General features: G+C 56.6%; 12 protein-coding genes. 7 read left to right on the forward strand and 5 right to left on the reverse strand.

Annotation, left to right across the window (positions count from 1 at the left end):
• Window positions 1–4: 4 nt before the first annotated feature.
• From U5J94_RS05935 to U5J94_RS05955, 5 genes are all read right to left on the reverse strand, one after another.
• Window positions 5–1,789, reverse strand: coding sequence for a SulP family inorganic anion transporter (locus U5J94_RS05935; RefSeq protein ID WP_322564722.1), 1,785 nt, complete (start codon window positions 1,787–1,789; stop codon window positions 5–7).
• A 7-nt stretch (window positions 1,790–1,796) separates the two neighbouring features.
• The gene (locus tag U5J94_RS05940) at window positions 1,797–2,378 is read right to left on the reverse strand and encodes a class I SAM-dependent methyltransferase (protein ID WP_322564723.1); all 582 of its coding nucleotides are present in this window, start codon (window positions 2,376–2,378) and stop codon (window positions 1,797–1,799) included.
• 139 nt (window positions 2,379–2,517) lie between these two features.
• Entirely contained in the window at window positions 2,518–3,330 is an 813-nt protein-coding gene (locus U5J94_RS05945; protein ID WP_322564724.1) for a CbbQ/NirQ/NorQ/GpvN family protein, read from the reverse strand.
• 304 nt (window positions 3,331–3,634) lie between these two features.
• Window positions 3,635–3,994, reverse strand: a complete 360-nt coding sequence (locus tag U5J94_RS05950; RefSeq protein ID WP_322564725.1) for a ribulose bisphosphate carboxylase small subunit — start codon at window positions 3,992–3,994, stop codon at window positions 3,635–3,637.
• Window positions 3,995–4,126: 132 nt separating this feature from the next.
• Entirely contained in the window at window positions 4,127–5,545 is a 1,419-nt protein-coding gene (locus U5J94_RS05955; protein WP_322564726.1) for a form I ribulose bisphosphate carboxylase large subunit, read from the reverse strand.
• 380 nt (window positions 5,546–5,925) lie between these two features.
• On the opposite strand from U5J94_RS05955, the gene U5J94_RS05960 reads away from it, so the two are divergent.
• The 7 genes from U5J94_RS05960 to U5J94_RS05990 all read left to right on the forward strand — a co-directional run bounded on the left by U5J94_RS05960 (window position 5,926) and on the right by U5J94_RS05990 (window position 14,616).
• On the forward strand, window positions 5,926–6,846 hold the full coding sequence (locus tag U5J94_RS05960) for a LysR family transcriptional regulator (protein ID WP_322564727.1): 921 nt from the start codon (window positions 5,926–5,928) through the stop codon (window positions 6,844–6,846).
• Window positions 6,847–6,983: 137 nt separating this feature from the next.
• Complete coding sequence (locus tag U5J94_RS05965) at window positions 6,984–7,544, forward strand: DUF3365 domain-containing protein (protein ID WP_322564728.1); 561 nt, start codon at window positions 6,984–6,986, stop codon at window positions 7,542–7,544.
• 135 nt (window positions 7,545–7,679) lie between these two features.
• Window positions 7,680–8,036, forward strand: a complete 357-nt coding sequence (locus U5J94_RS05970; protein ID WP_322564729.1) for a hypothetical protein — start codon at window positions 7,680–7,682, stop codon at window positions 8,034–8,036.
• 83 nt (window positions 8,037–8,119) lie between these two features.
• Window positions 8,120–9,364 carry a TolC family protein gene (locus U5J94_RS05975; RefSeq protein ID WP_322564730.1) on the forward strand — a complete coding sequence of 415 codons (1,245 nt, stop codon included), beginning with the start codon at window positions 8,120–8,122 and terminating at the stop codon, window positions 9,362–9,364.
• A complete protein-coding gene (locus U5J94_RS05980; protein WP_322564731.1) occupies window positions 9,361–10,968 on the forward strand; it encodes an efflux RND transporter periplasmic adaptor subunit in 1,608 nt (535 codons plus the stop codon). The genes U5J94_RS05975 and U5J94_RS05980 overlap by 4 nt, the downstream gene beginning before the upstream one ends.
• 40 nt (window positions 10,969–11,008) lie before the next feature.
• The gene (locus tag U5J94_RS05985) at window positions 11,009–11,401 is read left to right on the forward strand and encodes a GxxExxY protein (RefSeq protein WP_322564732.1); all 393 of its coding nucleotides are present in this window, start codon (window positions 11,009–11,011) and stop codon (window positions 11,399–11,401) included.
• A gap of 65 nt (window positions 11,402–11,466) precedes the next feature.
• A complete protein-coding gene (locus U5J94_RS05990) occupies window positions 11,467–14,616 on the forward strand; it encodes an efflux RND transporter permease subunit (RefSeq protein ID WP_322564733.1) in 3,150 nt (1,049 codons plus the stop codon).

Genomic DNA, 14,616 nt, shown 5'->3' on the forward strand with positions numbered 1-14,616 from the left:
GGACTCACCCCTCTTTCGGTTCAGGATGAAGAGAGGAAACCGGCCCGGCTTCGGGCACAGTTTCACACTCCTTGAAAATGCGTTTGTCACAACGGGTACAGGTTGACTTGTTCAGGTTGTCAAAAATGTGTCGAATGGCGTCCTGCTTGGAGGCAAAGAAATGATCTTCACCAATGGCTTCTATAAAGTGTCCCTTGCGCAGAAATCGGCAGACCCGGCTTTTGTTATCCGTAAAGTACAATCCGCCGCCACGTTGTTTGAGGCGCTGTGCCTCCTGCACCAGCATCTCGGCGCCGGCCATGTCGATAAAGTTGATGCCGGTGGAGATAATCAGAATATGATTAATTCCTTCCTCATCCGAGATATGGTTCAGCAGGCGCTGGATGTTGGTCAGCGAGCCGAAGTAGATCGACATGTCGATACGGATGATCTTCAGTTGCGGGCACTGGGCCAGCGGCTTTTTCTCGACATTGGTCAGACTGTGTTTGGGGGTGGCGGGATCCGGCGCCAGCGTAATCACCTCCGGCGTGGAGGTGCGGCTCAGGAAAATCACCAGCGACAGGATGACCCCCAGATAAATAGCGAATTCCAGGTGCAGGAACAGTGTGGCGAAGAAAGTCACCAGCAAAATCGCGGTTTCCGAGCGACTGACCTGCAGGATTTTTTTTATATGATGAAAATCGACCAGGTTATAGGCGACCAGCAGAATAATCCCGCCCATGGTGGCGATGGGCAAATAGGCCATCAGGGGCGCAATCAGTAATACGATCGCCATCAGAATAATCGCGGCGAAGATGGCCGACATCGGGGTGTACGCCCCGGCGGCGTAGTTGATCCCGGAGCGGGTAAAGGAACCGGATCCGGCGTAACTGGAGAAGAAACTGCCGACCATGTTGGACAGGCCCTGTCCGATAAATTCCTGGTTACCGTCGATTTGCTGATGGGATTTGGCGGCGATCGCGCGGGAAATAGACACCGCCTCGATCAGACCCAGCAGGGCCACGGCAAAGGCCTGCGGGGCCAGTTCCCGAATCGCGGCAAAGGAAAAATCGGGTGAGGACAGTGGCGGCAAATGACCGGGGATCTCGCCAATCATGGCCAGGCCGGCGGCTTCGCCGCCCAGCTCAAGCGCCAGCAGGCTGCCGGCGATCATGGCCAGTAACAGATTGGGCAGGGACGGAAGAAACCGCTTGATCAGGACCGCCACGATCAACGTGAAGGCGGCCACGCCGAACACCAGCGGATCCAGTTGTTCCAGGTGGCTGAACAGATCCATCCAGACATGGACAAAGGACTCGCCTGCAGGCACATGGATGCTGGTGATATGTTTCATCTGACTGGTGGCAATCAGCACGGCCGCGCCGGCGGTAAAGCCGATAACCACCGTGTGCGAGACGAAGTTAACCAGCGTGCCGAGTCGGGCCAGCCCAAAGGCGAACTGGTAGACGCCGGCCAGAAAGGTCAGCGTTAATGCCAGTTGAATAAACTCGGTACTCCCGGGTTCGGCGTGTCCGCTCAGGGTGCTGAACACGACAATGGAAATAGCCGTGGTCGGCCCCGATATCAGATGGCGCGAGGATCCGAACAGTGCGGCAACGATCGGGGTGACCATCGCGGTATACAGGCCGTACTGTGGCGGCAGGCCTGCAATGGTGGCAAATGCCACGCTCTGGGGCAGTACGATTACCGCCCCTGTCAGGCCCGCAATAAGATCGGCGCGCAGGGTATGCCGACCCACCATGGGCCACCAGAGCAGGAACGGGAAAAGCTTGTCGAACAATGTACTCATGAAAGCCTTATCTGGTTGCCATCGCGACGGTATAGTGCTTGCCCTGCTTCAGTTTCTTGTAGTTGCCAAATATCTCTTTAAAGTTGCGCTCGATATATTTGCGCAGGCCGGTGATGGTGACTACATAAAACCGCCCGCCGGGTTTCATCTGTTGCCGGGCATCATGCATGAACAGGGTCAGCATTTCGTTGCCCACCTTGGCCGGCAGATTGGAGGCGATCACATCAAAGCGGCGCTCGCGGATCCGGTCGAAACCGTTACTCAACAGCGCCTCGGCATTGGTGATCCGGTTGAGCGCAATATTTTTCTGCGCGTAGTCGATCGCCACGTAATCCCTGTCGACCAGTGTCGTATTGCCTTGCGGCGCCAGTCTGGCCAGCGTCAGCCCGATGGGGCCGTAACCGCAACCCAGATCCAGGCAGTCATCATCCGGGTTGATGTCGACGTAATCCAGTAACAGCAGTGAGCCTTCGTCCACCTCGCGGGGCGAGAAGGTGCCCCAGGTGGAGTGGAAGGTCAGCGGCTGTCCGCGCAGGGTCGCATTGAAGACAATGTCCTCGCGCAGCTTGTCGATTGATTCCCTGTTCATGGCCTCTCAATTAACGCAGAGGGTCGCAGAGACGCAGAGAAAAAAATAATATCTTCTCCTCGCGCTTCGCGTCATCGCCACGGGTAAAAATTGCATTGTATCTCAACAACCGGCACCAATGCCGGGTGTCAATGCCACCTTATTTTACAAAGAAGGTGTTGACCGCCGCTTCCAGAGTTTCGCGCATGTCCGGATCGTCGGTCAGCGGGGTAACCAGGGTCATGATGCAGGCCGCAACCGGTTCCACGCCCTTGTTGATCAACTGACCCGCGTAAACCAGCAGGCGGGTGGAGATCCCTTCGTCCAGGCCGTGCCCTTTGAGGTTACGGGCGCGATGGGCGATCTGGACCAGCTTGCCGGCGGTCTCGCTGTCGATGCCGGTTTCCTGGGCGACGATCTCGGTTTCGTCCTTTTCGTCCGGATAGTCAAAGTCCAGCGCACCGAAACGTTGCTTGGTGGACTGTTTGAGATCCTTCATCAGGCTCTGGTAGCCGGGGTTGTAGGAGATAACCAGCTGGAAATCCTCATGCGCCTCGATCAGCTCGCCTTTTTTGTCCAGCGGCAGGGAACGGCGATGGTCGGTCAGCGGATGGATGATAACAGTCGTATCCTGACGTGCCTCGACGATTTCATCCAGGTAGCAGATGGCACCGATACGGGCGGCGGTCGTCAAGGGGCCGTCCTGCCATTTGGTACCGTCCTTGTCGAGCAGGAAACGGCCGACCAGATCCGAGGCGGTCATGTCCTCGTTACAGGCGACGGTGATCAGGGGTTTTTGCAGCTTCCAGGCCATGTATTCGACAAAACGGGATTTACCACAGCCGGTCGGTCCCTTGAGCATCATCGGCATGCGGGCCTTGTAAGCCGCTTCATAGAGTTCGACTTCGTTTTCCACCGATTTGTAGAACGGTTCCTGGGTGATTTTGTATTGCTCGACATTGTTTTTACTCATGGCATAACTCCCGAGTTGCGTGTCTTAAAATAGTATTAACGCGGCATTGCAAAAGCGGCTGCGCCGCGATTATGTTTATCGCACAAAGGTGTTCTTGCCCTCTGCTTGCCGGGGTAATAATACTTCAGGTCGTAAAATAAAAAGCCCCTGTCCGCACGAGTCGGGCAGGGGCGTTGTTCTGGAAACGCCGCACCTTACCTACCATGGTATTATCGCGGCGTACCGTACATCCTGTACATCGCGGCTCCTGTGCGTCCATGCACCCGCCGCATACCATACATCCTGTATATAACCCTGCCTGGTATCAGGCCTTTATTTCGCCGCGGAAGATAACCATTGAAGCACCCTGTGACTGGGCATAGTTGTCATAACCGATCAGACGCACGTGATTTTTCGGGTGCGCCTTGTGGCAGGCTTCTGATTCAGCCAGGATCTTGTCCACGTCGGTTTCACCGAACATGGGCAGCTTCCACATGTACCAGTAATGGTCAAAGGCATTTTCCGGCTCGGTATGTTCAATAGCCGGGTTCCAGCCCTGGTCGACGATGTACTGAACCTGCTTCTTGATATTGTCCTTGGACATCTCAGGCAGGTAAGAGAAGGTCTCAAATTTACGGCTTGAGGTATCGGTCAAGCTTGATTTGTAGTCTTGCATATCGCTCATGTCTTTATCTCCAAATTCAGTTTCAAATTCTTCACCGTTCTTTAATGAACGCTCTGGAATTCAGTGACGAGTGCCGAGTTACGAGTAACGAGGGGTATGTCCTCGTCACTCGTTCCTCGTGACTCGGCCCTGTTATTTGTGGGAAACATCCAGCTTGTCGACGGTGTCGAATTCGAACTTGATTTCCTTCCAGGTTTCCATCGCCATCTTGAGTTCCGGGCTGTGCTTGGCGGCTTCGGTAAGAATTTCCTTACCTTCTTTCTCAATCTCGCGGCCCTGGTTACGGGCTTCGACACAGGCTTCAACGGCAACACGGTTGGCCGCGGCGCCGGCTGCGTTACCCCAGGGATGACCCAGTGTACCGCCACCGAACTGCAGCACGGAGTTGTCACCGAAGATGGAGACCAGTGCCGGCATGTGCCAGACGTGGATACCACCGGAGGCAACAGCGAAGGCGCCCGGCATGGAACCCCAGTCCTGGTCGAAGAAGATACCGCGTGAACGGTCTTCCTTGACGTAGCTTTCACGTAGCATGTCGATCCAGCCCAGAGTGGATTCACGGTCGCCTTCCAGCTTGCCGACTACGGTGCCGGTGTGCAGGTGGTCACCGCCGGACAGACGCAGGATCTTGGTCAGTACGCGGAAGTGGATACCGTGGTGCGGGTTACGGTCGAGTACGGCATGCATCGCGCGGTGGATGTGCAGCAGCAGGCCGTTGTCACGGCACCACTGGGCCAGACCGGTATTGGCGCAGAAACCGCCGGTGATATAGTCGTGCATGATGATCGGGGCGCCCAGTTCCTTGGCATGCTCGGCACGCTTGAACATTTCGTCCGGCGTCGGCGCAGTCACGTTCAGGTAGTGGCCCTTGCGTTCGCCAGTTTCGGCTTCGGCTTTGTGAATGGCTTCCATGACGAAGTCGAAACGCTGACGCCAGCGCATGAACGGCTGGGAGTTGACGTTTTCGTCGTCCTTGGTGAAGTCCAGACCACCGCGCAGACCTTCGTAGCAGGCACGGCCGTAGTTCTTGGCGGACAGACCCAGCTTCGGCTTGATGGTGCAGCCCAGCAGCGGACGACCGTATTTGTTCATGATGTCACGTTCAACCTGGATACCATGCGGCGGACCGTTACAGGTCAAGACGTAGGCAATCGGGAAGCGAACGTCTTCCAGACGCAGGGCGCGCACGGCCTTGAAGCCGAATACGTTGCCGACCAGCGAGGTGAAGACGTTAACAACAGAACCTTCCTCGAACAGATCGATCGGATAGGCGATGAAGGCATAGAAACAGGTGTCATCACCCGGTACGTCTTCGATCGCGTAGGCGCGACCCTTATAATGGTCCAGGTCGGTCAGCAGGTCGGTCCAGACGGTGGTCCAGGTACCGGTGGAAGACTCGGCAGCAACAGCGGCAGCGGCTTCTTCGCGCGGAACCCCTTCCTGCGGCGTGATTTTGAATACAGCCAGCAGATCGGTTTCGCTTGGCGTATATTCCGGCATCCAGTATGTTTCGCGGTAGTCTTTTACACCCGCGCTATAGGTCTTGCCCATGAGGATATCCTCCTAAGTCGTTTCAAATAATCGTTTACGCCTGCAGCCATTCACGACCGACCATGGTCTAAAAAGTGGATAGCTGCAGGTACCAAGTGGTCGGGGAAGTATAGACAGCCTATGCATAAAGTAAACTAAATAATAATGATTGGAAGCATAAGGTAAAGCTTATTCATTGGTGCGCCCGTGAAAGCGGTTTAAACCCTAATGGCTGCCTGAATCTGAATCGCCTGCGAGACGATAAGGCAAATTGACTCAAGGGAGGCCGAAGTGTCCCTTATTTAAATCATGTCATCAGGGTGGAATAATGCTTTATTAATCACGTATTTACTATAATATGAGAGTTATAGTTTACTGCGACAGCTTACGGATAGCCCGCTATGCACGTCACTCTGCGTCAGTTGAAGGTTTTTGAGGCCGTTGCCCGGCATCTGAACTATACCCAGGCGGCCCAGGAGCTGCATCTGACCCAGCCCGCCGTTTCCATGCAAATCAAGCAGTTGGAAGAGTCGGTGGGGTTGCCGTTGTTCGAGCAGATGGGTAAACAGACCTATCTGACCGAAGCGGGACGGGAGATGCACCATTACTGCCGGGCGATCTCCCGCCAGCTGAGCGAGGCCGAAGAGGTGATCGAGCAGCTCAAGGGGGTGCGGCGCGGGCACCTGGACATCTCGGTGGCCAGTACCGCCAATTATTTTGCCACCCGCCTGCTGGCCAGCTTTATCAGCCACTATCCCGAAGTCAGTTTCAGCCTGGATGTCACCAACCGCGCCACCCTGTTGCGGCAGCTGGAGCAGAACGACAAGGATATGGTGATCATGGGCAAGCCGCCCGAGGATCAGGGGCTGGAGACCGAGGCCTTCATGGAGAATCCGCTGGTGGTGATCGCGCCACCGGATCACCCGCTGGCCGGCGAAACGGGGATTTCCCTCAAGCGTCTTGAGGAAGAACCCTTCGTGGTCCGTGAACCGGGTTCGGGCACCTTTATTGCCATGGAGCGCTTTTTTACCAAACATGGCATCAACCTCAAAACCGGCATGCAGATGACCAGTAACGAGGCGATCAAGCAGGCGGTGGAAGCCGGGCTGGGACTGGGGATCGTCTCCATTCATACCCTCGAACTGGAGCTGGAGACCGGCCGACTGGTGGTACTGGATATGGCCGATTTTCCGATTTTGCGCCACTGGTATGTGGTGCACCGTGAGGGCAAACGGCTCTCGCCTGTGGCTCAGGCTTTCAAGGAGTTTGTTCTGAGCCAGGCCAGTGGTATGGTTTCCCGCGCACACTTGCAGCTTGCTTGAGTCCTGCCCGCGCCGGGCGCATAATCGATTTACTTACCAATACTTATAATCATTCGCCCGTTCGGGTTTTTCAGCCGTGGTCAGACACCGATGCAATATTCGCTCACTGACGTTGTAAACATGGGAGTAACTATACGATGAAATATCTTGTCTCTATCACATTGATGGCGATGTTGGCCGGTCCCGCGATAGCCGAACAGAGCACTGAACATGTCGAACAAAGCCGCGCGGCGGTTCAGCAATTTTTCGGCCAGCTTAAAGGTGAGCTGCAAGCCGGGATGAAAGCCGGCGGGCCGGTCAACGCCATTGAGGTGTGCAGTGACAAGGCGCCGGCGATTGCTCGCGATGTCTCAAAGGATAAGGGGCTGCAGATCGGCCGGACCAGTCTTAAGCCTCGCAACCCCGGCAATGCCCCGGATCAATGGGAAGAGGCCGTGCTCAGGGAGTTTGAACAGCGCAAGGCGGATGGTGAGCACCCGAAGAAAATGGAAAAGCATGCGATCGTCGAGCAAAATGGCCAGCAGGTCTTTCGTTACATGAAGGCGATCCCGACCGGCGAGCTCTGCCTGAAATGCCACGGTACCCAACTTGATCCGGCGGTTTCCGCCAGGCTGGAAAAGCTCTATCCCGAGGATCGGGCGACCGGTTACAGCCAGGGTGATCTGCGCGGCGCCTTTACGATTAGCAAGAATCTCTAAACCGACTATATAAATAGCCTGATTTTGGGGTTATTTTCCGGATCGGTTTTGTTAACATGGCACGGCCCCGGAGGAACCTGTCGGGTTCGCCGGGGTCAATTAATGTATTGAACCGACGTTCAGGCCGATTTGCGCATGAGACGAACACGACACGGGCTCGTCCACCTGCTGACCCTGGCAATGCTGTTATTGCCGGTGCAGGCGTTGTATGCGCAAACCGAGATGCAGGTGCCCTCGCCAAATCATGTCTGCGAGCACATGCAGGTGGCGCAGGCGGATACCCCCAAAGCGATGAGCTGTTGTGAGCAGGATGCCAATCACTGCAACCAGAATTGCCGCGACTGTTTTCATTGCCAGAGTATCAACGCGGTTGCCTCTGTGCTGAACACCGAAATCGATACCCCCGATCTGCACTATTCGCTTCCCCTGCACGGGACCGCTGACGGCTTGCCCCCGAGCGGTCAATTCCGACCTCCCCGAAACCTCATCTGACGTTGACACCCTTCACGGGTGTACTTTGCTGTCGTTATGCCGATGCGAGGCATCGGTATGGAATCAGATGATGAGGTGTCACCATGTTACGTCTATTTATGTTGTGCGGTGTCGTACTGGCGACATTGACAGCCCGGCCGCTGTTGGCGGCGTCAACGTTGACACTCGAGGAGTCGATTCGGCTGGCGCTGGACAATGATCCCGGGTTTCGAATTAACGAAGCCAGAAGCGCGGCCCTGAAGGAACAGGCGGTCGCCGATAACGCCCTGCCCGATCCCAAGCTGAAGCTGGGGCTGATGAATTTTCCCACCGACACGTTCAAACGGGATCAGGAACCGATGACCCAGGTACAGGTGGGCATCCAGCAGATGTTTCCGGCGGGAGACTCGCTCAAATACCAATCCCAACGCACCCTCTCCCGTTCACGGGTGCAGCAACATCGATCGGAGGATCAACGTCGGCAACTGGTGCGTGACGTACGTCAGGCCTGGCTGGAATGGTATTACTGGCATCGGGCACAAAAAGTGGTGCAGGAGAACCGTAATCTGTACCGCAGCCTGGTACGGGTGACCGAATCTCAGTATGCCGCCGGGCGGCAACAGCAGCAGGATGTGATCCGCGCGGAGCTCGAACTGGGGTTACTGGATGATCGCCTGGTGGATATTCGCAATCAGATGGAAGAAGCCTGGGCGACGCTGGCGCGCTATCTGGGCGACACGCCCGACGCCATGAGCCCGCCGCAACCGTTCCCCGAACTGCCTCGTCCGCAATCGCCCCGGCTCGATGAGCATCCGCAGATTCAGGCCGCCCGCGCCGAGGTGGACGCGGAACAAAACGGGGTTTCCCTGGCGCGTCAGTCGTACAAACCCTCCTGGATGCTGGATGTGACCTATGGCGGACGCGACGGGTTGAACCCCGACGGCAGCGGGCGCAGCGATTTTCTCTCCGCCATGGTGCTGATGGATATTCCGCTGTTTACCGATAATTACCAGGACCGCAAGGTGGCTGCCGGCAAGCAGCAATTACAGGGCGCACTTTACAGTCTCAAGGATCGCCAACGAGAACTGAACCGGCAATGGCAGGCGAGCCATACCCGCTGGAACAATCTGGCCGATCGTCTGGCCCGTTATCAGGACCGCTTGTTACCCATGGCGCGGGAAAACGCCCGGAGCGCCCTGCAGGGTTATCAAAGCCGCGATGCGGAATTCACTGCCCTGATGCGGGCCCGCATTATGCAACTGGACACCGAACTCAAGGCACTGCGCCTGCGTACCGATCACGCCAGGGCGCAGGCGCAGTTACTCTATCTTGCAGGAGTCACACAATGAAACTGATGAAAGGATTACTGATTCTTGGGTTGGGGCTGGCACTGGCCGCCTGTGGTGACGACAAGACCAGCTCGGACACCGGTTCCGAAGCAACGGGACAACAGGAAACCGCGCTGGAGCATGCAAAGAAGCACACCGATCCCAACTATGTCTGTCCCATGCACCCGCAGATTATTCGGGATGAGCCGGGCAACTGTCCGATCTGTGGCATGGATCTGGTCGAAAAAGAGCAGGATGACGCGAGTGAGGACGAAGGCGAGAAGGAGATCCTCTATTACCGCCATCCACACAATCCCTCGATTACCTCCAAAGAGCCGAAAAAAGACGAGATGGGGATGGACTTTGTCCCGGTCTATGATGATGGCGGCGGCAGCTCGGTGAAAATATCCCCGGCCGTGATCAACAACATGGGTGTGCGTACCGCCAAAGCCGAGCGCGATACCCTGTGGCGCAAGATCGATACGGTCGGCTATGTCGCCTATGACGAAAGCCTGATCTCGCATATTCATCTGCGAACGCAGGGCTGGATCGAAAAGCTCTATGTCGAAGCCGAGGGCGAACGAGTCGAAAAAGGTCAGCTGCTTTACGAGGTATATGCCCCGGAGCTGGTCAATGCGCAGGAAGAGTATGTTCAGGCCCTGGACAGCGGGCGTAAATCGCTGATTCGCGCCTCCCGGGAACGGCTGGTGGCGCTGGGCATCGGTAACGAACAAATTGACAAGCTGCGCCAGACCCGTCAGGTGAGCCAGTATGTCAAAGGTTACGCCACGCAGGACGGTATTGTAGCCAACCTTGGTGTGCGTGAAGGCATGTATGTCAAGCCACAGGCCGAGGTGATGGCGCTGGCGGATCTCTCTTCTGTCTGGATTCAGGCCGAAGTGTTCGAAAGCCAGGTGGACTGGGTCGAAGCGGGCCAGCCGGCCGATGTCAGCCTCTCCTATTTCCCCGGTCGCACCTGGGAAGGCGAAGTGGAATACGTCTACCCGAGCCTTAATCCCAAAACCCGCACCCTGCGGGTACGCCTGCGCTTTGACAATCCCGATCAAACCCTCAAGCCCAACATGTTCGCCGATATCAGTATTTACGGCGGACCGAAGCGGGATACCGTGGTGATTCCACAAGAGGCCTTGATCCGCGGCGGAGACGAAGATCGGGTGATCCTGGCACTGGAGGAAGGTCGCTTCCGGCCCCGGACCGTGGTCGCCGGCATGGCCTCGGGTGACCGGGTCGAGATCAAACATGGGCTGAAAGCCGGTGAGCGGGTTGTAACCTCGGGACAGTTCCTGATCGATTCGGAAGCCAGCCTCAAGGCCAGCATCAAACGCATGACATCACCGGCAGACGAGACTGCCGCAGAAAGTACATCAGCCTCGTCAACGATCACCGGCACCGGCGTGTTGCATGAGCTGGAGCCGGAAGCAAACAGCGTCAACATGAGCCACGATCCGATTCCCGCAATCGACTGGCCGGCAATGACCATGTCGTTCAGGGTCAAACCCGATGTCGACCTCGAACCATTCAGCCCCGATGACAAAGTCGAATTCGATCTCGAAAAAGGCGACGACGGCTATGTCATCAAGGCCATGCGTAAGCGAAAAGAGTAAAGAATAACCACCAAGACACAAAGACACCAAGGAGAAAAAAATGGAATTTATAAAGGTATCGTCTGAGGTTGACAAGATTGCGAAGGAAGTTGTTGATAGTGCATTTCATGTCCACAAATCGCTTGGTCCGGGGTTGCTCGAATCAGTTTATGAAGCATGTATGTTGCACGAGCTTCAAAAACGCGGAATGAAAGTGGAAAGCCAGAAAACTATCTCGGTTATCTATGATGGATTAAAAATAGATGCAGGGTTACGGCTTGATTTGCTTGTTGAAGATGAGGTTGTAGTTGAATTGAAGTCTGTAGAGACAATTTTGCCAGTTCATGACTCGCAACTATTGAGTTATCTGAAGCTGGCGAATAAACGGCTTGGTCTGCTGATCAATTTCAATGTGCCTGTCATAAAAGATGGGATCAGAAGAAGAATATTATAACTGTCTTGGTGCCTTGGTGCCTTGGTGCCTTGGCGTCTTGGTGGTGAGATTTTTGGAGCTTCAAAATGATTGAACGAATTATCGACTGGTCGCTGCGCAACCGTTTTCTGGTGTTGTTGCTGACGGTGATCCTGTGCGGCTGGGGCTGGTTCGCGGTGAAGAACACGCCGCTGGATGCGATTCCGGATCTGTCGGATGTGCAGGTGATTATCAAGACCACCTATCCGGGCCAGGCGCCGCGGGTGGTGGAGGATCAGGTGACCTATCCGTTGACCACGGCGATGCTCTCCGTGCCGGGGGCGAAGACGGTGCGGGGTTATTCCATGTTCGGGGATTCGTTTGTGTATATCCTGTTCGAGGACGGGACCGATCCCTACTGGGCCCGATCGCGGGTACTGGAATATCTGAGTCAGGTCGAGGCACGATTACCCGAACAGGCGCGTCCGGCACTGGGGCCCGATGCCACCGGGGTGGGCTGGATCTATGAATATGCCCTGGTGGATCGCACCGGCCAGCATGATCTGTCGCAGCTGCGTTCTCTGCAGGACTGGTTTTTGAAGTATGAGCTGCAGACGGTTTCCGGCGTGTCGGAAGTGGCGACGGTCGGCGGCATGGTCAAGCAGTACCAGGTGGTCCTCGATCCGGACAAACTGCGCGCCTACGATCTGCCACTGGCGAAAGTCCGCCAGGCCATCCGGCAGGGCAACCAGGAGGCCGGCGGCTCGGTGATCGAGATGGCCGAGGCTGAATACATGGTGCGGGCCACCGGCTACATCCAGAGCAAGGACGATCTCAAAAACATTCCCCTGGGTGTCAGTGAGCAGGGCACGCCGTTGTTGCTGGGGGATATAGCCGAAATCCGGCTGGGACCGCAGATGCGCCGCGGTATCGCGGAGCTGAACGGCGAGGGCGAGGTCGCCGGCGGTATTGTGGTGATGCGTTACGGCGAGAACGCCCTCAAGACCATCGAGGGCGTGAAGCACAAACTGGCACAGCTGCAAAACGGCCTGCCCGACGGCGTGGAGATCGTCGAGACCTATGATCGCTCCGCCCTGATCAACCGGGCGGTCGATAACCTGACCGGTAAATTGCTGGAAGAGTTTTTGATCGTCGCGCTGGTCTGTCTGGTGTTTCTGTTTCACCTGCGCTCGGCGCTGGTCGCCATCATCAGTCTGCCGATCGGGATCCTCGGGGCGTTTATCGTCATGTATCACCAGGGCATCAATGCCAACATTATGTCCCTGGGCGGGATCGCCATCGCCATTGGCGCCATGGTCGATGCGGCAATCGTGATGATCGAAAACGTGCACAAACACATCGAACGCGAGCCGCTGACTAACGAGAATCGCTGGCGCATTATCAGCGAGGCGACCCGCGAAGTCGGTCCGGCCCTGTTCTTCTCGCTGTTGATTATCACCCTCAGCTTTTTGCCGGTGTTCACACTCGAGGCGCAGGAAGGGCGCATGTTCGCGCCGCTGGCCTTTACCAAGACCTATGCCATGGCCGCGGCGGCCGGGTTGTCGATCACCCTGGTCCCGGTATTGATGGGCTACTTCATTCGCGGCCACATCCGCCCGGAGGAGAAAAACCCGGTCAACCGGATTTTGATCAAGGCGTATCAGCCTTTTATCCATACCGTACTGAACAAGCCCAAAAGCGTGCTCGGTATTGCCCTGCTGGTGGTGTTGATGACGATCTGGCCGGTAATGAACATCGGTTCGGAGTTCATGCCGGATCTGGACGAAGGGGATCTGATGTACATGCCGACGACCTTCCCCGGCCTGTCGATCGGCAAGGCGCAGGAGCTGCTGCAGCAGACCGATAAACTGATCATGAGCGTACCGGAGGTCGAGCGGGTCTTCGGCAAGATCGGCCGGGCCGAAACCGCCACCGATCCCGCACCTTTGACCATGATCGAAACCACCATCCAGCTCAAGCCGCGCAGTGAGTGGCGCGAGGGCATGACTACCGAAAAACTCAAACAGGAGTTGAACGATCGGGTGCAATTCCCCGGTCTGACCAACTCCTGGGTGATGCCGATCAAAACCCGGATCGACATGCTGGCGACCGGCATCAAGACGCCGGTGGGCGTCAAGGTCTCGGGGCCGGATTTGAACGTGATCCAGGAGATCGGCCAACAGATCGAAGAGGCGGTCATGCAGGTACCGGGCACCGTCTCGGCCTATTCGGAACGCACCGTCGGCGGCCGTTATGTGACGGTGGATATCGATCGACGGGCGGCTTCTCGGGTCGGTCTGAACATCGCCGATGTGCAAAATGTAGTGAGTACAGCCATAGGCGGTATGCAGGTCGACCAGACCGTGGAAGGGCTGGAACGTTATCCGATCAATTTACGTTATCCGCGGGAGGTTCGCGAATCGGTCGACAAGCTGCGCGATCTGCCGGTGATTACCAAGCAGGGCGCCCGGATTCCGTTGTCCGAAGTGGCGGATATTCGTGTCGAGACGGGTCCGGCCATGATCAAAAGCGAAAATGCGCGGCCCAACGGCTGGACCTTCGTCGATATCAAGGATCGGGACCTGGGGTCCTACGTGGAAGAGGCGCAACGGGTGGTTAACCGGCAGATCGATTTACCGGCCGGCTACTCCATTGCCTGGTCCGGGCAGTATGAATACATGGTGCGGGCCAAGGAGCGCCTGAAGGTCGTGGTGCCCCTGACGCTGGTGATTATTGTGCTGCTGTTGTATCTCAACTTCCGCAATATTATCGAGGTGCTGATCATCATGGGCACGCTGCCGCTGGCCCTGGTCGGGGGGTACTGGCTGCTTTACCTGCTCGGCTACAACATGTCGGTCGCCGTCGGCGTGGGCTTTATCGCCCTGGCCGGCGTGGCCGTGGAGATCGGGGTGGTGATGCTGGTCTATCTGAATCAGGCCTATCGCAACCAGATAGCCAATAAAGAACGCGTGCACGTGCCGAACCTGGAAGAACTCAAGCAGGCCGTCATCGAGGGTGCCCTGTTGCGGGTGCGCCCCATTATCATGACCGTGGCGGCCATTACCGGGGGGCTGTTGCCGATCATGCTGGGCGGCGGTACCGGCTCTGAAGTCATGCGCCGCATCGCGGCACCCATGGTCGGCGGGATGGTCAGCGCTACCATATTGACCCTGGTCGTGATTCCGGCCGTTTATTTTCTGTGGAAGCAATTTGAAGTCAAGCAGTTTATTGAAAAAGGCAAGATACCGGGGGTGTGA

Source organism: Thiohalophilus sp., assembly GCF_034522235.1.
Lineage (GTDB): Bacteria > Pseudomonadota > Gammaproteobacteria > UBA6429 > Thiohalophilaceae > Thiohalophilus.